Below are 19,928 nucleotides of genomic sequence, written 5' to 3'. Positions count from 1 at the left end.
GGGGCCGCCCGCTCGGCAACCGGTTCGGGCACGACCTGACGAGCGCAGCTCGAGCCGGCCGAACCCGACGTCGGTCAGTGGTTCGCCAGCTCGCGACCCTGCCCGGCAGCGCCCGCCCGCGCCACGAGTTCCTCGCAGGACCGCGTCACGACGTGACAGGCCTCCAGGGCGCCCCTGTCCAGGAGCGGGTTCTCGGTGAGCACGCGCCACCGCTGGAGCTCCGCGAGCGCCGCCGCACGCACGTCGTCGGGCCCGATATCCGCTGGAAGGGCCAGTCGTTCCGCCGGGGCGACCCCCGACCCGCCCACGAGGCGCTCGGCGTCGTGCGCGGCCGACGACGGCAGGGGCACCTGGCCCGAGCGCAACGCCGACAGCAGGCGCAGTTCGTCGATCTCGTGCGCATTCGCCCGGACCCGCTCGATGCCTGCCAGGAGCCCGGCAGCCTCGGACCTCGGGTGGCTGCGCACCAGCGCCTCCAGGCCGGTGAGCGCTGTCCTGGTCCTCAGCGTGGCTGACCGTGCGTCGAACTGCTTCGTGACGAGGGCCAGCAGGAGGTCGAGCCCGCTGCGCCGTGCGAGGTCGTGCGCCAGCGCCGTGGCGTTGCCGGCCCCACCCCGCACCAGGGCGGCGCCCAGCCGGACCCCGAACAGTCCGAAACGCTCGAGCAGCTGCCGCCCGTCCTCCGCTGGCAGGCCCAGGGCTGTGCAGCCGGTGGCGAACCGGTCGGCGGACAGCAGCATGCGTTCCCGCTCCGTCCGTTCGAGCGCGGCCAGGGCCACGAAGGCCTCGTACTCCGCCTGCCGCAGGGTCCGGGAGCTCTGGGCGAGCAGGCCCGCCATCGGCAGGACGTCCAGCACGAGGGACCGCAGCGACGGATCGGCCCGGTAGCGGTCGGCGATGCGTGAGGCCGAGATCAGCGAGTCGATACGCCCTGCGCCCACCTCGTCCGCCCTCGACAGCACCGCCAGCGCGTTGACCGTCCCCGAGCTCGCGGCACTCGTGTCGCGGAAGGCCTCGAGGAACTTCACGTCGGAGCCGTGGAGGTGACGCATGAGGTAGATGACGGCGTCGGCCTCGGACGGGGTGTCCTCAGGGGTGAGGAACTGGGTGCTGCGCTCGGACACCTCCTCCGAGAGGGAGGCGATGCCCGGGGTGTCGATGAGCGTCATGGCGCGCAGGTTCTGCGCGGGCCACTCGACCACGATCCGCTCCACCTCGTGGGCCGGCTGTCCTCCGAGGTCGAGCACGAGCCGCCCCTGCTCCCGGGTGAGCGGAAGCAGTCGCGGCTCACCCTCCAGGGGATGCACGGTGATCCTGGGCGTCGGGGCGTACCGGTACCAGGTGATGATGCGGGTGCACTCCCCCGTGCCGGTGGGCGCGATCTCCTCGCCGATGATCGCGTTGAGCAGGGTGGACTTGCCCGCCTTGACCATGCCCGCGACCGCCACCCGCAACGGTTCCCTCAGTCTTCGGGCGTAGGTCTCGAGGTCGGCGCGCACCGCGGGCTCGTCGTCGTACACCTCGAGGGCCTCGCGGAGGAGGCCCTCGACCGTGCTGGTGTCCGTCACGCGCCCGCCGCCGCCTTCGCGTGACGCGGACTGCCACCGGCCGCGGGAGCCGCGGCGTCGGGCGTGCCGGTTCCTGCCCCCTGGACAGCGGGCCCCTGTGATCCACCCTCGACCTCGGACACCTGGACCCCGCCGTCCTGGGCTGTGGTCCCCGCGACCCTGGGCAGGAGCCGCTTGGCCTGTGCGTTCACCTGGTCGATCCTGGCCAGCTGGGCCTTCAGCTCGGTGACGCGCCCGTCCCGCTGCTGCTTGTAGGTCGACGCCGAGCGCTGGGCGGCGGTCACCGAGTCGGCGAGTGAGCGGTGGTGTTCCTCCGCGATGTCCCCGAAGTGGTCGCGGATCTCGCGCTGGACCAGGCGCAGCCGGTCCTTGAGCTGCTTGCCCACCTGGAAGACGACGTCGTCCATCTGCCGCCGGACGAGGTTCTTGGCGTCGTTCTGGCGTCGCTTGAGCCGCGCTTCCTTGTCCTCGCGGTACGCCTTCCGTCCCAGCAGCAGCCCGGCACCCACCGAGAGCGGGTTGATGAGCGACATGCCGATGATCCCGGTGAGCAGGCCGAACATCAGCACACCGCCGTAGGACCCGCGCATGCCGATCAGCACCTTCCCCGCCGGGCTGACCTTGCCCGGATCGAGGAACGGGATCTCCTCGACGGGCGCCAGGACGCCGTCGGTGCTGGAGACCTCCAGCACGGGCAGGGGCACCTCGTCGAGGGCGAACAGCTCGGCCACCTGCTCGGCGAGCCACTGCGAGCGCTCGCTCGTCCACACGAACGTGTCCGAGACCGCCGAGGCCACCCGCTGTTCCAGCCACTCCGCGAACTGGTCCCAGATGGGCCCGGGATCGCCGGCGTCGATGGCGATCTCCGCCTCGCGCTGGATGGACCGGAGCCTGTCGCGCAGATCGTGCTCCATGTCCGCGATGAGGTCAGACGCGCCGTCGTTGAGCGTGGTCTGCCAGCGCGACGAGCGTTTGCGCTGCTGGTCGGCCTTCTCCTTCGCCTCCTCGAGCTCGGCCAGGAGTACCGGGACCCCCTCGGGATTCTGGAGCGCCGAGAGCTCGGAGATCACTGACAGGCGCAGGTGCTCGGTGACGGACAGCAGGTCCGAGGCCACGGACCGCCGGCGCAAGGCCTGCGCCTTGCCGACGACGTCGGTGCGGAGGTACGCGACGAGCTCCGGGAAACCGGACTCCCGGTTCAGCTCGGCGTCGTTGGTCTGCGCGGCGACGAGGCGGAGGTCCGAGGACACCGGGATGAGCGGGATGGTCCCGACGCCGGCGGAGGCGAGGTGCGCGGCGTCGAGGTCGGCGACCGTGCGCCACTGCGGGTAGAGGTCCGTCTTGGACAGCACGCACCCGACGTTGGGGACGATCCGCTGCGCCTGCTTGAGGAACCGCAGCTCGGGTTCGGTGTACTCCTGGGAGGCGTCGGACACGAGGATCATGGCGTCGGCGGTGGGCAGGGCGGTCAGGGTGGTGAGTGCGTGGGCCGATTCGAGCCCGCCGACACCTGGGGAATCGATGACCGAGAGGCCGTCGGCCAGGACCCGGCGGGGCAGGAGCACCTCGGCGGACGCGAGGCCCTGCTGGTTCGAGGGGTTCCCCCGCTCCGAGACGAACGACGCCACGTCCTGCAGTGCCACGGGGCGCCGCTCGAACGCGGAGCCATCGGCTGCGGGGCTGTCGGCGGTCCGTGGGACCAGCACTGCCGCTGAAGCCGGGTCACCGAAGCGGACCACCGTGGGCACCGAGGTGGCGATGTCGTCATCGACCGGGCACACCGGCGCGTTGACCAGCGCGTTGATGAGCTTGCTCTTGCCCTGCTTGAACTCGCCCACCACGATCACCCGCACATCGGGGTTCGCCAGGCGGGCCAGGGTCTGCTCCAGCCGCTGGCGGAGATCGGAGCGGTCCCCCTCGCCCACCAGACCCAGGCCGCTCTTCACCAGTGGAACGAGATCATCCATGGAAAACTCCTCGATGCGCTTCGAATGAGACCGTAGGGAAGGCCCAACGGGAGCGTACTCCCGCTGGGCCTTCCCGGTGATGCAGTTACTTCAGTTGGACCGTACCCAGCCGCTAGGAGCCGGCGCCGTCCTCGACGGTGAGCTCCGCATCGACGTCGACCTCGTTGTCCACGAAGAACGCGGAATCGTCGATCTCGGTGTAGGCGCTCTGGGAGTTGTCCGTGAGGACCGCCGTGTCGTTGAACGAGTCCGCGACGTCCACCACGACATCCGTGGTGGTCGAGCTGTCCGAGGTGAACGAGTCCTCGACGTACACGTCGGTGGTGGTCGAGTTGTCGTTGAACGAGTCCTCCACCTCGACGTCCGCGTCGATCGAGTTGTCCGTGGTGGTCGAGTTGTCGGAGTTGTCGTTGAAGGAGTCCTCGATCTCGACATCGGCATCGATGGAGTTGTCGGTGTTGAAGGAGTCCTCCACCTCGACGTCCGCATCGATGGAGTTGTCCGTGTTGACCGAGTTGTCCGAATTGTCCGAGTTGTCGGAGTTGTCGGAGTTGTCGGTGTTCAGGGAGTCCTCGATCTCGACGTCGATGTCGGTGTCCGTGTCCACGGAGTTGTCCGAGTTGTCCGAGTTGTCCGAGTTGTCGTTGTAGGAGTCCTCGACCGAGTTGTCCGAGTTGTCGTTCAGCGAGTCCTCGATGTCGACATCGATGTCCGTGTTCACCGAGTTGTCGGAGTTGTCCGAGTTGTCGGAGTTGTCGGAGTTGTCGGAATTGTCCGAGTTGTCGGAGTTGTCGTTGTACGAGTCCTCGACATTGCCGATCCCGACCGTCGCCGATCCGCCCGCGTTGACGTTGGTGGAGTTGTCCACCGAGTGGTCGTCGGAGTTGTCCACCGAGTTGTCCACCCGGGCGTCCCCGTTCGCTGCGACCGCACCGTTGCCCGAAGCGACGAAGGCGTCGTTGTCGAACATCTGGCTGACGTCACCGTTGGCCCAGATGTTCTGGTTCACCGACTGGTCGGTGATGGTGTCGCGGTCGTCCACGGACGAGGTGTAGGAGTAGTTGTTGACGACGTGCATGAGCTGCTGGACCGCATTGCCGTGATCCGTGTCGTCCCCACCGGTGCTGGCACCGCCACCGCCGCCGGTGCTGGGACCGCCGTCGCCACCGTTACCGCCGTTGCCCCCATTGCCGCCGTTGCCGCCGTTGCCGCCACTGGGGGGCGGGGTCACTGCGGCGCCGCCGCCACCGCCACCCGGTGCCACATCGCCGGAGGAGTTGCGGCCCGTGTCGTAGTTGCGGTCGAACGAGCTGCTGTTGCCGCCACCGAAGCTGACCGGTGCGTAGTCGAGGACCACGGGCATGACGGCGTCGACGTCGTCCATGCACACGCCGCCGAGGCCGGCGTTGGCCAGGGCGGTCTCCGGGTCGCTGATGAACTCGCTCGCCGCCTCCTGGTCGTTGAACAGGTTCATCAGGAAGTCGAGGAGATCTGAAGCAAGAGTTGCCATGGGATATTCCTTCATCGTTGGTGTGATTCGCCGGCGTCACTGCCTGGCTTGTTTCAAACGTAGGAGCGGAGGGGAAGGCCCGGCATCGGTAGTTGCACCCCTAACCCCGATCGATCGTTAGGGGGTCCACCTGTTCCCGTTAGGGGTTTGGACGGGGGACCCTGCGGACGCGGTGCTGCCGGCCACCGGTTCGAGGGCGAGGCGCAGCCGCTCCAGCAGCTCGGAACGCGACGACGCCCCGAGGCGTCGCCGGATGCGCGCCACGTGGTGCTCCACGGTGCGCGGCGAGATGAAGATCTCCTCGCTGATCTCCCGGTAGGTCCGGCCGAGTAGCACCAGCGAGGCGATCTCCCGCTCGCGCCCGCTCAGCGCCAACCCGCCGGCCCTCGGCACAGCGCCGGTACGGACCGCCCGGGCCTGCGGACCGACCGGACGGCGGCCGGTGTCCGGCTGCTTCGCGGGCACGTCGCGGAGGGACCGTGTGTCGGAACGGACCGGCCGCTCGCGGGCAGGCCGCAGGTCGCGGGCAAGCGACAGCAGCCGGGTCATCTCCTTCCGGTCCGCGGCCCGGGCCGACGCGTGGCCGGCCAGTCGAGCGCCTTCCCACGGGAACCCTCCGGCGGCGAGCCCCCGTGCCGCCCCCTCGATGGCATCGGGGTCGAAGTGCCCTGCCAGGACCGAGACCCACGCCTTGCCCGCCACTGCGAAGGTGGCGGCGAGCGGATACCCGGATGCCTGCCGGACCAGGGCCGCGGCGTGCGGACCCAGGTCGTCCGGGCGCTCGAGCAGGAGGGCGGCCTGGGCGGCCGACCAGTGCAGGGGGACGGACCACAGCGGCGGATGCCCGAGATCCTCCAGGAGGTGCCATGCCTCCTCGAGGTGCGGCTTGAGGGCCGGGGCGTCCCGGAGGCGTGCGGCCGCGATGACGAGTTCGGTGAGCGGGAGGACTGTCAGCAGATCCACCGACACGTGCAGCAGGGCGGCGTGGGCCCTCTCCCAGGCTCGCACCAGCGCCGGCGCGTCACCGGCACGGCGTGCCAGTCCCACCTCCAGTGTCTGCAGGAGCAGCTCGTCGCGGGGAGCAAGCCGCATGCCGGTCCGCCCCGTCTCGGTGACGAAGCTGCGCGCCATGGCGGGCTGGTCGAGGAGCATGGCCGCCCATCCACCCAGCAGGTACAGGTGGGGCCGCATCCCCTGTCCCCCCTGACCGCTCGCCAGTGCCGCCTGGATCAGGGACAGTGATGTCTGCGGGTTGCCGGCCAGGAGCCCGACGATCGCCGCGAGACCCGCGGGGAGCTCGGGCGCCGGGGAGATCCGCCCTGTCGAATCGAGGGTGTCGGATGCGCGGATGAGCTTCGGCAAGGCACTGGAGGGGTCGGGGCCGAGCGACAGCAGGGCACCCTCGGCCATCAGCGTGTTCGAGACGTCCTGTAGCGACGGGCTCGGGACCCGGGACCGGCCCTCGAGGAGCGAACGCGCTCCGGCGGCATCGCCCGCCGCCAGCAGCGCCAGTGCGCCGAGGGGTTCGAGCCCCTGCGGGCCGAGCGTCGCCGCCCAGCGCTGGACGTCCGCGGCGCGCGACATCATCCCCCGGTGTGCCCACAGTGCGCAGGACACCCGGACGGCCCGTCCGGTGTCCGGGAGCACGGTCCCGGGATCGGCGGAGTGGCGCTCGAAGTAGGTCTCCAGGATCCGGGAGGCGCCGTCGAGGTCGCCGACGCCCAGGGCCGCTTCGGCCTGCCGGGGCGCGGTGCGCAGCGCGTCGGCGCCGGCAGCCACGGCGAGGTCCAGCAGTTCCCGTGCACTACCGGGATCGGTTCCGAGCAGGGCCGTGCCCTCCTCGTCGAGGACGGCGGCCAACCGCGTGTCCACGAACCCGTCCGCGGCGAGCTGACGGGCGAGCCGGCCGAGGGGAAGGCCCTCCGCGCAGTACAGGTCCACCAGGGCGCGCCGCAACCGCCGCACCTGGTAGATCTCGGCGTCCTCCAGCAGGGCGGCCCGCAACTGGGCAGAGGGCCGCCCGTCGGCCTCCACCAGGCCGGCGGTCCTGGCGCGGGCCAGGATCTGCTCGGGCGCCTCACCGGTGCTGTGCAGCAGTGGCGGGAGGAGTCCCGGGATCGAGAACCCGACGCACAGGGCGAGGACCACCTCGTACGTCGCCGCGTCCATCTCCGGCGCGTGGTTCCCGGGCCCCGGGCGCACTCCTGTCTCCAGGAAGTGAGCCGCCATGCTCAGCCCACCGCCGTTGCAGGTTCGGTGGCGGCACCCGGCGGGTCGGTGGGTGCCGGGTCGGCGGGAGCGGTCGTCGGCTCGGACGCGGGCTCCGTGGGCGGATCGGCCGGCGGATCAGCCGGTGAATCGGCGGGCGGGTCGGTCGGCGCCGGATCGCTCGGTGGCGGAGTGGTGGGGTCGACGGTCGGGTCCGGGGACGGCCCCGGTGTGGTCGGCGTAGGCGTCGGGTCCACGACGGGCGGGGTTGTCGGCGGGACCGGCACGGTCGGAGGATCGGTGGGCGTAGGCGAGGCGTCGGCCGACGGGAACGGGACGGAGGGTGTCGGTTGCACCGGGCTCGCCCCGGGATCCGCGGTGGCCCCGGACTGCGGGACGGCGGACGGGGACGGCGCGGGCGCAGCGCTTCCCGGCACGGTGCTGCCCGACGTCGCCTCCGGCGTCACCGCGTCCTCGCCGGCGTCGTCGGACGCCTTGGCCGAGGGCCGCTTGGTGGCCTCGGCCGAACGCGAAGGAGTTCCTGCTGCGCTCGGCGACGCGGAGGCGGATCCCTGTCCGGCGCCGAGGACCTTGTCCATCAGGGTGGGCGCCCCACCGGGCTCACGGGCGGAACCGGTATCCCGCAGGGGTCCCACACCGGGCCCCGGGGCCGGACTCGGAGCAGCGGAGGGCTTCCCCGTCGCTGCCGGACTGGTCGGTTGCGCGGCTTCCGCCCGTGCGCCGAAGGTTGTCAGCGAGCTCGGTACATTACCCGTCGCCGTCGCCGTGGCGACCCCCAGCAGGGCCACCGCGGCGGCGACCGCGGCCACGCGCACGCCCAGCCGCTTGTTGGACGCCATGCTCGCCGGCCCGTGGTGGGGTTCGGCCGTGCCCTTGCGGGAGGGGATCGCGAACCCTGCCGCGTTGACCCCGGAGCGGAGCGGGCCGGGCACCGTCGCCGCGGCCGGCTCCGCAGTCTCCTGCTGATCCGCAGCACCGTCGGCGTCCCCGGCAGCTTCGAGGGCCACCGTGGCGAACGCGGCGCCGAGGGCCACGGAGGCCTTCGGGTCCAGGTCGATGGCCAGCGGCCGGTTGAACTCCGCGGACAGCAGCTGCGCCACCAGCGGGATACGCGAGGACCCGCCGACCAGCAGGATCGCGGAGAGATCCTCGGGACGGACATCGGCGCTGTCGAGGGCGGCCCGCAGGGTGTCCACGGTCTCCCGCAGCGCGGGCTCGACCATCAGCTCGAACTCGGACCGCACCAGCCGCACCTGCGTGTGGGACCCGGGGACCATGACGGAGACCGTCGCCTCCGAGTCCGAGGAGAGAGCCTCCTTGGCTTCCGCGCATTCCCGGCGCAGCCGCGTCAGTGCGGCCAGGACCTCGGGAGAGGACTGTTCGAGGTCCGCCGGAGCGGCCTCGGAGTCCTCGAGGACACGGGCGAAGACCTCCTGGTCGAAGTCCGCCCCGCCCAGGCGCTCGATGCCCTGGGGCGTGCCGAGGATGGTGAACGTGTCGGCGCCGGTCTTCCGGACCACGGTGGCGTCGAAGGTCCCGCCGCCGAGATCGTAGACGGCGAGCGTACTGCCGGCGACCACCCGTTCCCGCGATGCGTAGGACAGGGCGGCGGCCTCGGGTTCGGTCATGAGGACGACGTCGTGGAACCCCGCCTCCGCGAGCGCCTGCCGCAGCAGCGACGTCCGGTGCTCGCCCCATCCCGCGGGGTGCGTCAGCGTGATCGACGCCGGTGGCTCGCCCTCGCGCTCGGTGGCCACGCCCACCACCCAGGCGACGACGACGACGAAGAGCTCCTCGGGCAGGACGGCGGACTCCCCCAGGACCAGGGGCACGGAGTCGCCCATGCGGCGCTTGAACTCCCTGGCCACGCGCCCGGGCTCGGCGAGCCCCCGGCGTTCGGCGACCTCGCCGACGAGCCGGGTGCCGTCCTGGGCCAGGAAGACGACGGTGGGGACGGAGGCCCCACGACTGCCCAGCGGGAGGACGCGCGGCTCCGCCCCGGAGCCGCCTGCCGGCAGGACGGCGGCCGCCGTGAAACTGGTTCCTACATCGATGCTGAGACCATAGCTCATAGGTTCCCCACGTAATGCTCGTAATACTGCGTGTCATCCTTGACCATTCGGCTTTCAGCTAACCGCGCGTCTGCCCGAATTACGACAGTGATTACGTGCACCGCCTACCTGTCTTTGGCGGAGGACTACTTGCCCCTGCGCCGACGTCCCGCGTAGGGAGAACGAGGGTGCTTGCGCCAGGACCGGCCCGGGGCGTGGGGGTCCCGGCAGGGGTGCGGGACGGAGGGCCGGGCGCTACTCCCCGAGGACCTCCACGGCGTCCATCCACTGCATCTCGAGGTCCTCGATCTCCGCCTGCAGCTCCTGCAGGCGCGTGTTCAGCTCCGCGATGTGCCCGAAGTCGGCGTCCTGCCGGGCGCCGGCGTCGTTCATCTGCTCCTGCACCCTGGCCTTCTGCCCGTCCACCTTGCTGATCTGCCGTTCGACCCTGGCGAGGTCCTTGCGGGCCTGGCGGAGATCCGCCTCCGACGACGTCCCCGTGGATCCGCCGCTGACGGCGGGCGAGGCCGCGCTGCCGGTGGCGGTGAGGGGGCCGGCGGCACGGCGCAGCTCGAGGTACTGGTCCACGCCGCCGGGCAGGTCCCGGAGCCTGCCGTCGCCGAGCAGCGCCATCTGGCTGTCGGTCACGCGCTCGAGCAGGTAGCGGTCGTGGGAGACCACCACGAGGGTCCCGGGCCACCCGTCGAGGACATCCTCGATCGCGGAGAGCGTGTCGGTGTCGAGGTCATTGGTGGGCTCGTCGAGCATCAGGACGTTCGGTTCGCCGACCAGCAGGCGGAGCAGCTGCAGGCGGCGCCGCTCGCCGCCGGAGAGCTCGCTGACGCGCGTCCACTGCTTCTCGTTGGTGAAGCCGAGCTGCTCCACGAGCTGGCTCGCCGAGACCTCCTTGCCGCCGACGGCGAAGACGCGCTTCTCCGCCTCGATGACCTCGATGACGCGGCGGTCCGAGACGTCGTCGAGCTCGCGGACCTCCTGGGACAGCACCGCGGTCTGGACCGTCTTGCCCTTCTTGACCTTGCCGGCGCTCGCCGTGATCTCCCCGTTGAGCAGGCGCAGCAGCGTGGTCTTGCCCGAGCCGTTGACGCCCACGAGCCCCAGGCGCTGGCCGGGGGCGAGCCGCAGCGTGACCTTGTCGAACAGCTTCCGGTCGGGGCCGTCGCCGTCGTCGATGCTCAGGCTGACGTCCTCGAGGTCCAGGACGTCCTTGCCGAGCCGCGACATGGCCATCTTGCTGAGCGCGAGGGAGTCGCGCGGTTCCGGCACGTCGCTGATGAGCTCGTTCGCGGCCTCGATGCGGAACTTCGGCTTCGCGGTGCGGGCCGGAGCGCCGCGCCGCAGCCAGGCGAGTTCCTTCTTGACGAGCTGCACGCGCTTGGACTCGACGACGGCGTTCATGCGGTCCCGCTCGGCGCGCGCGAGGACGTAGGCGGCGTATCCGCCGTCGAAGTCGTCCACCATGGCGTCGTGGACCTCCCACGTGTGGTTGCAGACCTCGTCGAGGAACCAGCGGTCGTGGGTGACCACGAGCAGGCCGCCCTCGGTCGCGCGCCAGCGCTGCTGGAGGTGGCGTGCCAGCCAGGCGACGCCCTCGACGTCGAGGTGGTTCGTGGGCTCGTCGAGCATGATGACGTCGTCGTCGCCGATGAGCAGCTTGGCCAGGGCCACGCGCCGCTTCTGCCCGCCGGAGAGGGAGGACACGCGGGCGTGCCAGTCCACCTCGGAGACGAGCCCGCCCATGACGTCGCGGATCTTCGGGTTCGATGCCCACTCGTGGTCGGCCTGGTCGCCCACGATCGCGCGGCCCACCTCGAGGTCGCCGTCGAGCACATCGGACTGGTCGAGGTAGCCCACGGAGACGTCGCGCCGCTTGGTCACGCGCCCCGAGTCGGGGGTGCTGCGCTGCGCGAGCAGGCGCATGAGGGTGGACTTGCCGTCACCGTTGCGGCCCACCATGCCGATGCGGTCGCCGTCCTCGAGGCCGAGGGAGACGTTGTCGAGGATGGTGCGGGTGACGAAGGCGACGCTGACGTTTTCCGCGCCGAGGAGGTGTGCCAAGGGGATGCTGCTTTCGGTTGGAGCGATCGGGCGCGGTCAGCCCGCGAAGTCGGTGGCGATGCGGGCACCGTGGGCCGGGCCGCGGACGGAGGTCGCCTGCAGCCCCTCGAGGCCGAGAAGGGACTCGAGCTCGGCCGCGTGGCCCGCGTTCTGCGTGAGGAAGGCGACGGTGGGACCGGATCCGGACACGATGCCGGCCAGCGCCCCTGCGGCCTTGCCCGTAGCAAGGATATCGCCCAGCGCCGGGGCGAGTTCGAGCGAGGCCTGCTGCAGGTCGTTGTGCAGCAGGGGCGCCAGGCCGAGCGCGTCGCCGGCGCGCATGGCCCCGAGGATGGCCGGGTCGATCTCCGGCTGCGGGTCCGGCTCCACGCCGTCGCGCAGGCGGATGTCGTCGAGCCGGCGGTAGACCTCGGGCGTGGACAGGCCGTAGTCGGAGGTGACGAGCACCCAGTGCAGCGGTGTCTTGGAGATGGCCGGGGTGAGCTGGTCCCCCACCCCGAGGCCGACGGCGGTGCCACCCACGAGGGCGAACGGCACGTCCGCGCCGAGGTCCACGGCGATCTTCGCCAGCTCGTCCCGGGAGAACCCGCTGCCCCACAGGGCGTCGCAGGCCAGCAGCGCCGCCGCGGCATCCGCCGATCCCCCGCCCATGCCGCCGGAGATCGGGACCCGCTTGGTGATGTCGAGGTGCACGCCGGTGCGGCCGGGGCTGACCTCCGCGAGGAGTTCGGCGGCCCGGACCGCGAGGTTGGTGCGGTCCAGCGGGATGGAGCTGTGCGGCATGTTGAGCGTGCCCTGGCCGTTGACGGTCACGCTGATGGCATCCCCGGGGGCCTCGGTGGCGGTGACCTCCTCGTAGAGGGACACGGCGAGGAACACACTGGCGATCCCGTGGTAGCCGTCCTCCCGCGGGGGTCCCACCTTGAGGGAGACGTTGATCTTCCCGGGCGCCCGGACACGGACGGAGCGCGTGCCCGCCCGCAAGTCGACTGTTCTGCCGGAGACCATACCCATCAACCTAGCCCACCGGCGGGGTTCGCACCGGAGCCGGACGGGGCTTCCTGCCGGGCCTCGGCGATGCGTGCGAAGGCCGTGATGTCGAGTACCTCGCCGCGGGCCGAGGGGTCCACCCCGGCGGCGCGCAGTGCCTGCTCCGCGAGCACGGGACTGCCCGCCCAGCCCGCGAGCGCGGCCCGCAGCGTCTTCCGGCGCTGGGCGAAGGCCGCGTCGATGACCGCGAAGACCTGCTCGCGGGTAGCGCTCGTCACCGGGGGTTCGCGGCGCTCGAAGCGGACGAGGCCCGAGGCGATCTTCGGGGCCGGCCAGAACACGTTCATGCCCACCACCCCGGCCTTGGTCATGCTCGAGTACCAGGCCGCCTTCACGGACGGCACCCCGTACGTCCTGGACCCCGGCGGGGCCGCGAGCCGGTCCGCCACCTCGTCCTGCACCATCACGAGGCCGTGCCGCAGCGACGGGAAGCGCTCGAGGAGGTTCAGCACCACGGGGACGGCCACGTTGTAGGGCAGGTTGGCCACGAGCGCGGTGGGCGGGTGCGGCAGGGCCGTCACGCGCAGGGCGTCCTCGAGGACGACGTCGAGGGCGGCTGCGCGGTCCGGGCGCCACCGGGCCACGGTACCCGGGAGCTTCCCGGCCAGGACCGGATCGATCTCCACCGCGACCACGCGCTCCGCGGCGTCGAGCAGGCCGAGCGTCAGGGACCCGAGACCCGGCCCCACCTCGAGGACGGTCTCATCCTCGCCGAGGTTGGCGGCCGTGACGATCCTGCGGATGGTGTTGCCGTCGATCACGAAGTTCTGGCCGAGGGTCTTGGTGGGGCGGATGTCCACGTCGGCTGCCAGGCGTCGGATGTCGGCCGCGCCGAGGAGGGGGGCCGGCGTTCCGGCGGCAGGGGGCGTAGTCACCCTGCCATGGTATCGGTGATGGTGCGGCCCTCAGGCGGCCCTGGAGTCGGCGACGCCTCGTGGGAGCCCTGGTCTCAGGAGGACTCCCGGCGCCGCCGACCCACTCAGGGGCGGCTTCCCTGCTGGGAAAGAAAGCCGCCGGCTACGGTGCCGTCTTCCGGTCTCACGAGAAGGACCGGCACCGGGAGGACCGCCGGCCACGGCGCGATGTCCGGCCGGCAGTTCTACTCCTCGATGAACAGTACGGAGGCCCCGCGGTGGCGGGCACGAGTGCTCCCTACGCGAGTGGCGCCGGCCGGTACTCGGACGGCGCGGGAATGCTACCTGTCCCCCGGTCAGTCCCATGATCCGTACACGGCCTCTGTGTTCGACGTCACTTGCGCGCAGAGGGAGTCGAGGTCGGTCCCGAGGATGTCCACCATGGCGCGCACCGTGTACGGGACCATATAGGCGGCGTTGGGCCGGCCGCGGTAGGGGTGCGGGGTGAGGAACGGTGCGTCCGTCTCGGTGAGCACGAGCGCCGGATCCGCGACGAGCAGCGCCTCCCGCAGGTTCCCGGCGTTGCGGAACGTCACCGTCCCGGCGAAGGACATGTACCAGCCCTGCTCGTTGCAGATCCGCGCCAGGCCGGCGTCGCCCGAGAAGCAGTGCAGCACCACCCGCTCCGGGGCGCCGTCGGCGAGGAGCGTGGCCACCACGTCGTCGTGCGCGTCCCGGTCGTGGATCTGCAGGGCCTTGCCCAGCCGCTTCGCGATGTCGATGTGGCGGCGGAAGGACATGAGCTGACTCCCCCGGCCCCCGTCGCCGGTGCGGAAGTAGTCCAGCCCCGTCTCCCCCAGGGCACGGATGCGCGGCCCGGCGGCCAGCTGCTCGATCTCCGCGAGCGCGTCCTCGAGCGTCCCCGCCTCGGCGAGCAGCGGGGCGTCATTGGGGTGGAGCGCGACGGCCCCCAGGATGCGGGGATCCTGCTCGACGACGGCGGCGGTGAAGCGCGAGGACGCGAGGTCGGTCCCCACCTGCACCACGCCCCGCACCCCGGCTGCCTCCGCGGCGTCCAGGGCATCCCCGATCGACACCGCGGGGCCCTCGCGGAAGTCCAGGTGCGTGTGGTTGTCGACCACGGGCACGGGCAGCGGCTCCGGCAGCGGCGGGTAACCGCCCTTGCGCCGACGTCGGGCACTGTCCGTGCCCGCCCCGGCGGCGTCGGTGCCGCCCGCGGTGCCTTGCGGTCCTGCCGGAGCGAGCATGGCCTCCGGATCGCCCGGATCGCCCGCGTTCTCCGGCTCACGATAGGCCTGCGGGGTCTGGCCCGCAGCGTACGGATGCCGGTCGGGGGCTGCACTGTTACACATGGTGCAAGCGTAGTCAGGGCCCGGAACTTATCTGTCGGGGAGCAAGTTGAGCTAGTAATCTGTTGAATCAGCCGAGTCCGCCCTGCCCCGTGCCGGAGCGGCCGTGGCCGTTCCCTGCGTGTCGACCACCCGGCCGTCCGGCCGACGGTCGCCGCCGCAGCCGCACGCATGGAAGGTACCCATGGACGTCCAGCACAACATCGCCGAGGTCGCAGCGGATCCAGGACTGGCGGTGACCGCCGGCCCGGAGGTCTCCGGGGCCACCTTCCACGACATCAGCACCCGCATCCTCGGCTCCATCAACACCGTTATCGACGGCAAGCCCGAGGCCGCGCGCCTCGCCCTCACCGTCCTGCTGGCCCAGGGCCACCTGCTCCTCGAGGACGTCCCCGGCGTTGGCAAGACGCTGCTCGCCAAGACCCTCGCCCGGACGATCGACTGCACCGTGAACCGCATCCAGTTCACCCCCGACCTGCTCCCCTCGGACGTCACGGGCGTCTCCATCTTCAGTCAGGACACGCGGCGCTTCGAGTTCCGCCCCGGACCGGTGTTCGCGAACATCGTCATCGGCGACGAGATCAACCGCGCCTCCGCCAAGACGCAGTCCTCCCTCCTCGAATGCATGGAGGAGCACCAGGTCACCGTGGACGGCACCACGCATGCCCTCGGGGACCCGTTCATGGTGGTGGCGACGCAGAACCCCATCGAGATGGAGGGCACCTACCCGCTGCCCGAGGCCCAGCGCGACCGCTTCATGGCCCGGATCTCCATGGGCTACCCGGACCCCCGCGCCGAGGTGGACATGCTCGAGACGCACCAGTCCGTCTCCCCGCTCGAGGGGATCCGCCCGGTGGCGAGCGTCGCCGACATCGCCGCGATGATGCGCCAGGTACGCGACGTCTACGTCTCGCCGGCCGTCAAGGACTACACGGTCGCGGTGGGACAGGCGACGCGCCAGCACCCGCGGCTGCGCCTCGGTGCGAGCCCCCGGTCCCTGCTGCAGCTCCTGCGGGCCGCGAAGGCGGGAGCCGCGCTCGAGGGGCGCGACTTCGTGCTGCCCGACGACGTCGCCGCCATCGCCGACGCCGTGCTCGCACACCGGCTCCTGCTCGACCGCAAGGCCACCAGCGCCGGGGAGACGGCGTCGAGCATCGTGCACGACATCCTCTCCCGCGTCCCCGTGGCCCGCGAGGCGCCGCGGCGATGACCGTCCGGGCGGACGCCTGATGGCGCTCCTCGACCGGCTCCCCTCGCGCGTGCTGACCGCACGCGGGTGGGGCTTCGTCCTCACCGCGGTCCTCGCCCTGCTGGCCGCCCAGATCCTCGGGCGACGCGACCTGCTGTACGTGGGGATCCTGCTCGCGGTCCTGCCGGTCGCCTCGGTCCTCGTCCTGAAGCTCGTCAAGCCCCGGTTCACGGTGAGCCGGCGGTTCCAGCCGCAGTCCATGGAGATCGGCTCCACGACCACCGTCACGCTCTCCCTCACGGCCACCGTGGCGGGCGGCGCGAGCATCGCGATGGAGGAACAGCTGCCGGCGCGCTTCGGGCAGGCACCGCAGTTCACCTACCCGTCGCGCAACCCGACGCGCGAGGGCGTGTCCCTGTACGAGTACCGCCTCCGGTCCACCTCGCGCGGCGTCTACGCGATCGGGCCCGTCACCGCCGAGTTCACCGACCCGTTCGGCCTCGGGAAGTCACGGCACGTCCTCGGCGGCGTGGACGATCTCGTGGTCACGCCCGCACCCCTCGAGCTGCTGGCCTCTCCGCTCTCCGGGTCGCGGGGCAGCGACGGCCTCGCCGCCACGCGCCGCCAGGCGAACCCGAGCGACGACGACGTCATGACGCGCGAGTACCGGCACGGGGACTCGATGCGGCGCGTCCACTGGGCGGCGACCGCCCGGCACAGCGAACTCATGGTGCGCCAGGAGGAATCGGTGACCACGCCGCAGGCCACCCTGCTGATGGACCAGCGGCACTCCACGTTCACCGGCGGATTCACCGCGGCCTTCACCGGAGACCCCGGCGGCAACGGGCTGTCCACCTCCCCGACGTTCGAGTGGGCGGTCACCGCGGTCATGTCCATCAGCGCGCACCTGCTCGAGCGCAACTACGCGCTGCGGTTCCTCGACCACCAGGGCGCACCGGCGCTGCTGCACTCCCCGTCCGCGCCGTTCCCCACCGACGAGGAGCACCACGGCCAGGGCGCCGTCGCGGGGATCGCCGAGGGCCTCGCCGCCCTCGAACTCGGTCCCGAGGGGGGCCGCCGGCCCGGTTCCGAGGCACGGGCCGGGAGCTCGGCGCTCCGGGCGGGCGAGGCGGTGCGCAGCGCCGCGCGGAACCTCCACCGCCCCTCGGCGGAGACACCCCAGCACACGGCACACGCCGCCTTCGGCGACGACCTGCTGGACAAGCTGGCCGGCAACCGGCACCGCGGTCCGCTCATCGCCGTCCTCGGGACCATCACCAGCGAGGAGGCGCGGTCCCTCGCGTCCGCCGCCGACTACGGGTCCGCCTCGTACGCGCTCATCGCCACCGAGCGGCCCGGCGACGCGCAGCGGCAGCTCGCCATCCTGCGGGAGGCGGGGTGGCACGCCACCGCGGCCTCGCCCTCGGCCCACCTGACCGCGGTGTGGGGTGGACTCGAGAGCGCCGTCGGAACGACGTCCGCCGGGAAGTCCTCCCCCGCCCCCTCCACCGGGTCCGTCCGCGGCTCGCGCCCCACTACCCGAGGACCGGCATGACCACCACCCTCTCCCGTCCCTCCTCCGCCCCGGCGCCGGGCGCTCCCCCGCCGCGCCGCGTCCCCTCCGGCGATCCCTGGCACTGGGCCGTCACCGGGGCCTCCCTGCTCGCCGTCCTCGCGGCGGCGAGCAGCCTCAACGGCGTCGTCGAGCCGTGGACCTGGCTGATGCCGGTCGTCCTCACGCTGGTCCCGGTGCTCCTGGCCATGGCACTGTCCCGCACCCTGCGCCTGAACGGCGCCCTGTCGGCCCTCGTGGGTCTCGTGGTCCTGATCGGCACCCTCACCGCGCAGTTCGTCCGGCGGCAGAGCATCCTCGGCGTGGTTCCGGGACCGGGCACGTCGCTCGAGCTCCGGCGACTGCTCGCGCAGGCCGAGGAGACGGTCGTCTCGCAGGTGGCCCCCGTGCTGCCGGCGGCCGGCATCATGCTGATCGTGTGCGCGGCTCTCGGGCTCGTCGCCATCATCGTGGACATGCTCTCCACCACCATGCGCATGCCGGCCGCGAGTGGCCTCGGGCTCGTCACCATCCTGATCACCCCGGCCGTGGTGAAGCCCAACGGCGTGGGGATGGGCGCGTTCATCGTCACGGCCCTCGCGTTCCTGCTGCTCCTCGCGACCGCGCAGTGGCGCGAGAACCGCCTCGCCTCCGGCGGGGCCCGTGCCTCCTCGGGGTTCGCAGCCCGCAGCGCGATCATCGGCTCCGCGGCACTCGCGGTGACCGTGATCCTGCCGATGTTCGTCCCCGGGTTCAACTCAGGTCTCTTCCCCCAGGGCGCGCGGCTCAACGTGTGGGGCAACGCGACGGGGCTGAATCCGGCGGTGACGCTCGGCAACGACCTCCGCAACCCCACCGGCTTCGGGCGCATCGCCTACGCCACCGATGCGGACGTGCCGCTCTACCTGCGCGCGGTCACGCTCGAGGACTTCAGCGGCCGGCGCTGGGAACCGGACCAGAGGCTCGACGCGCGCGAGGACGGCGTGGCGGAGATCGGCGCGGAGGCCGGCGCGCCGGAGAACCCGACGGACACGACCACGGTGTTCACCCGCGTCACGACGCAGAGCTACGCGAGCCCGTGGCTGCTCGCACCCTACGCGCCGGTGGCCATCTCGAACCTGCTGGGCGACTGGGCCTGGGACCCCGCGAACCTGTCCGTCCTCGCGACGGACGGTGGGTCCACGGCGCGCCAGGCGTACCTGGTGGAGAGCGCCGCGCCCCAGCTCACGCGCGAGGGCCTCGGCGCCATCGGCCCCTCGGACTACGAGGAGGTGCCGGAGGTCTTCACCGAGCTGCCCGAGGACGTCCCCGAGATCGTCCGCACCACCACCGACGAGGTGGCCGGCGAGTTCGTGAACCCCTACGACAAGGCTCTCGCCATCCAGAGCTACCTCCGCGGCGCCGACTTCACCTACTCCGTGGAGGCGCCGGTGGACGGCGGGTACGACGGCAGCGGCCTGGATGTCATGGCCCGGTTCCTGGAGACGAAGTCCGGCTACTGCGTGCACTACGCAGGGACCATGGCCGTCATGGCGCGGGCAGCGGGCATCCCCAGCCGCGTCGGTATCGGCTACACGCCCGGCAGCCCCACGGGCGACACCGAGGAGGGGCCGAACGGGACCGAGCTGCGCGAATTCGTGGTGGACTCCCGCAACGCCCACGCCTGGCCCGAGCTGTTCTTCGAGGGCGCGGGATGGGTCCGGTTCGAACCGACGCCCTCGCGCGGAGTGGTCCCGAACTACGCCCAGCAATCCACCGGCCCCGTGGGTCCCCGAGCGGACGACACCGATGCCCTGAACCCCGGCGCGCCGAGAAACGCGGGCGACGAGGCAGGATCGACGTCGGAGGCATCGGAGGACGCCGCCGATCCCGCGGGCACCGGCCCCCAGGACGAGGCCGGGCCCGCCGAGGGCGTGCTCGCCCTCGGGGGGATCGTGCTGCTGGCACTCGTGCCGCTCCTGATGCGGACCTCGCGGACGCGCTCCCGGCGCCGGTCGGTCGGCATCAGCGAGGTGTCACCGGGCGCGCCCGGGGCCGCGACCGCGGCCTGGGCGGAGACGACGGAGATGGCCGGCGACTACGGCTACCCGCTCGAGCCCACCGACACCCCGCGCACCTTCGCCGGCCGCCTGACGCGCGAGGCCGCCCTCGAGGGAGGGCCGGCCCTCTCCCTCGGAAGGCTGCGGTCCGCCTACGAGTACGAGGAGTACGCCGACCACGACGCACGGGCCGTCGGCGGCCCGCCCGCCGACGGGACACGGCCCGTGGCGACGCTCGCGCGGCCCGTGGCACCGCCGCGCTGGGACGACGTCGACGCCGTCACCCGGGCGCTGCGCAGCCGCAGCCCCTGGACACGGCGGATCAGGGCCCGCCTGTTCCCGCAGTCGCTCCTCAACCGGTTCCGCAGCAGCCGCCGCTGACAGGGGCAGCGTCAGCACACGGAGAAGGCCGGCTCCCGCACGGGAACCGGCCTTCTCGATGTCACCGGACGCCTCCGCCGGGAGCCTCCGGC

12 protein-coding genes are annotated in these 19,928 nt (G+C 72.0%); 3 read left to right on the top strand and 9 right to left on the bottom strand.

Annotation, left to right across the window (positions count from 1 at the left end):
- Window positions 1-74 precede the first annotated feature (74 nt).
- From ACX80N_RS13055 to ACX80N_RS13015, 9 genes are all read right to left on the bottom strand, one after another.
- Entirely contained in the window at window positions 75-1,568 is a 1,494-nt protein-coding gene (locus ACX80N_RS13055) for a dynamin family protein (RefSeq protein WP_459339739.1), read from the bottom strand.
- On the bottom strand, window positions 1,565-3,535 hold the full coding sequence (locus tag ACX80N_RS13050) for a dynamin family protein (protein WP_459339738.1): 1,971 nt from the start codon (window positions 3,533-3,535) through the stop codon (window positions 1,565-1,567). Before ACX80N_RS13050 ends, ACX80N_RS13055 begins: the two co-directional genes overlap by 4 nt.
- Before the next feature lie 112 nt (window positions 3,536-3,647).
- Window positions 3,648-5,045 carry an IniB N-terminal domain-containing protein gene (locus tag ACX80N_RS13045; RefSeq protein WP_459339737.1) on the bottom strand — a complete coding sequence of 466 codons (1,398 nt, stop codon included), beginning with the start codon at window positions 5,043-5,045 and terminating at the stop codon, window positions 3,648-3,650.
- A gap of 117 nt (window positions 5,046-5,162) precedes the next feature.
- Window positions 5,163-7,274 carry a helix-turn-helix transcriptional regulator gene (locus ACX80N_RS13040; protein ID WP_459339736.1) on the bottom strand — a complete coding sequence of 704 codons (2,112 nt, stop codon included), beginning with the start codon at window positions 7,272-7,274 and terminating at the stop codon, window positions 5,163-5,165.
- Window positions 7,275-7,276: 2 nt separating this feature from the next.
- Window positions 7,277-9,346, bottom strand: a complete 2,070-nt coding sequence (locus ACX80N_RS13035; protein ID WP_459339735.1) for an Hsp70 family protein — start codon at window positions 9,344-9,346, stop codon at window positions 7,277-7,279.
- 234 nt (window positions 9,347-9,580) lie between these two features.
- On the bottom strand, window positions 9,581-11,401 hold the full coding sequence (locus ACX80N_RS13030; protein WP_459339734.1) for an ABC-F family ATP-binding cassette domain-containing protein: 1,821 nt from the start codon (window positions 11,399-11,401) through the stop codon (window positions 9,581-9,583).
- 36 nt (window positions 11,402-11,437) lie between these two features.
- The gene (locus ACX80N_RS13025) at window positions 11,438-12,409 is read right to left on the bottom strand and encodes a 4-(cytidine 5'-diphospho)-2-C-methyl-D-erythritol kinase (protein ID WP_105031392.1); all 972 of its coding nucleotides are present in this window, start codon (window positions 12,407-12,409) and stop codon (window positions 11,438-11,440) included.
- A gap of 5 nt (window positions 12,410-12,414) precedes the next feature.
- Window positions 12,415-13,326, bottom strand: coding sequence for a 16S rRNA (adenine(1518)-N(6)/adenine(1519)-N(6))-dimethyltransferase RsmA (rsmA, locus tag ACX80N_RS13020; protein ID WP_459339733.1), 912 nt, complete (start codon window positions 13,324-13,326; stop codon window positions 12,415-12,417).
- Window positions 13,327-13,661: 335 nt separating this feature from the next.
- Window positions 13,662-14,678, bottom strand: coding sequence for a TatD family hydrolase (locus ACX80N_RS13015; RefSeq protein ID WP_459339732.1), 1,017 nt, complete (start codon window positions 14,676-14,678; stop codon window positions 13,662-13,664).
- Window positions 14,679-14,859: 181 nt separating this feature from the next.
- On the opposite strand from ACX80N_RS13015, the gene ACX80N_RS13010 reads away from it, so the two are divergent.
- Genes ACX80N_RS13010 through ACX80N_RS13000 form a run of 3 tightly spaced genes read left to right on the top strand, consistent with a single transcriptional unit; the run spans window position 14,860 to window position 19,836 of the window.
- On the top strand, window positions 14,860-15,885 hold the full coding sequence (locus ACX80N_RS13010) for an AAA family ATPase (RefSeq protein ID WP_105031389.1): 1,026 nt from the start codon (window positions 14,860-14,862) through the stop codon (window positions 15,883-15,885).
- Between the two features lie 19 nt (window positions 15,886-15,904).
- Complete coding sequence (locus tag ACX80N_RS13005; RefSeq protein ID WP_105031388.1) at window positions 15,905-17,419, top strand: DUF58 domain-containing protein; 1,515 nt, start codon at window positions 15,905-15,907, stop codon at window positions 17,417-17,419.
- Complete coding sequence (locus tag ACX80N_RS13000) at window positions 17,416-19,836, top strand: transglutaminase family protein (RefSeq protein WP_459339731.1); 2,421 nt, start codon at window positions 17,416-17,418, stop codon at window positions 19,834-19,836. The genes ACX80N_RS13005 and ACX80N_RS13000 overlap by 4 nt, the downstream gene beginning before the upstream one ends.
- Window positions 19,837-19,928: the final 92 nt, after the last annotated feature.

Source organism: Arthrobacter sp. MDT2-16 (genome assembly GCF_054510925.1).
Note: the sequence above shows the minus strand (reverse complement) of the source record. Positions and strands in the feature narration are given on the sequence as shown.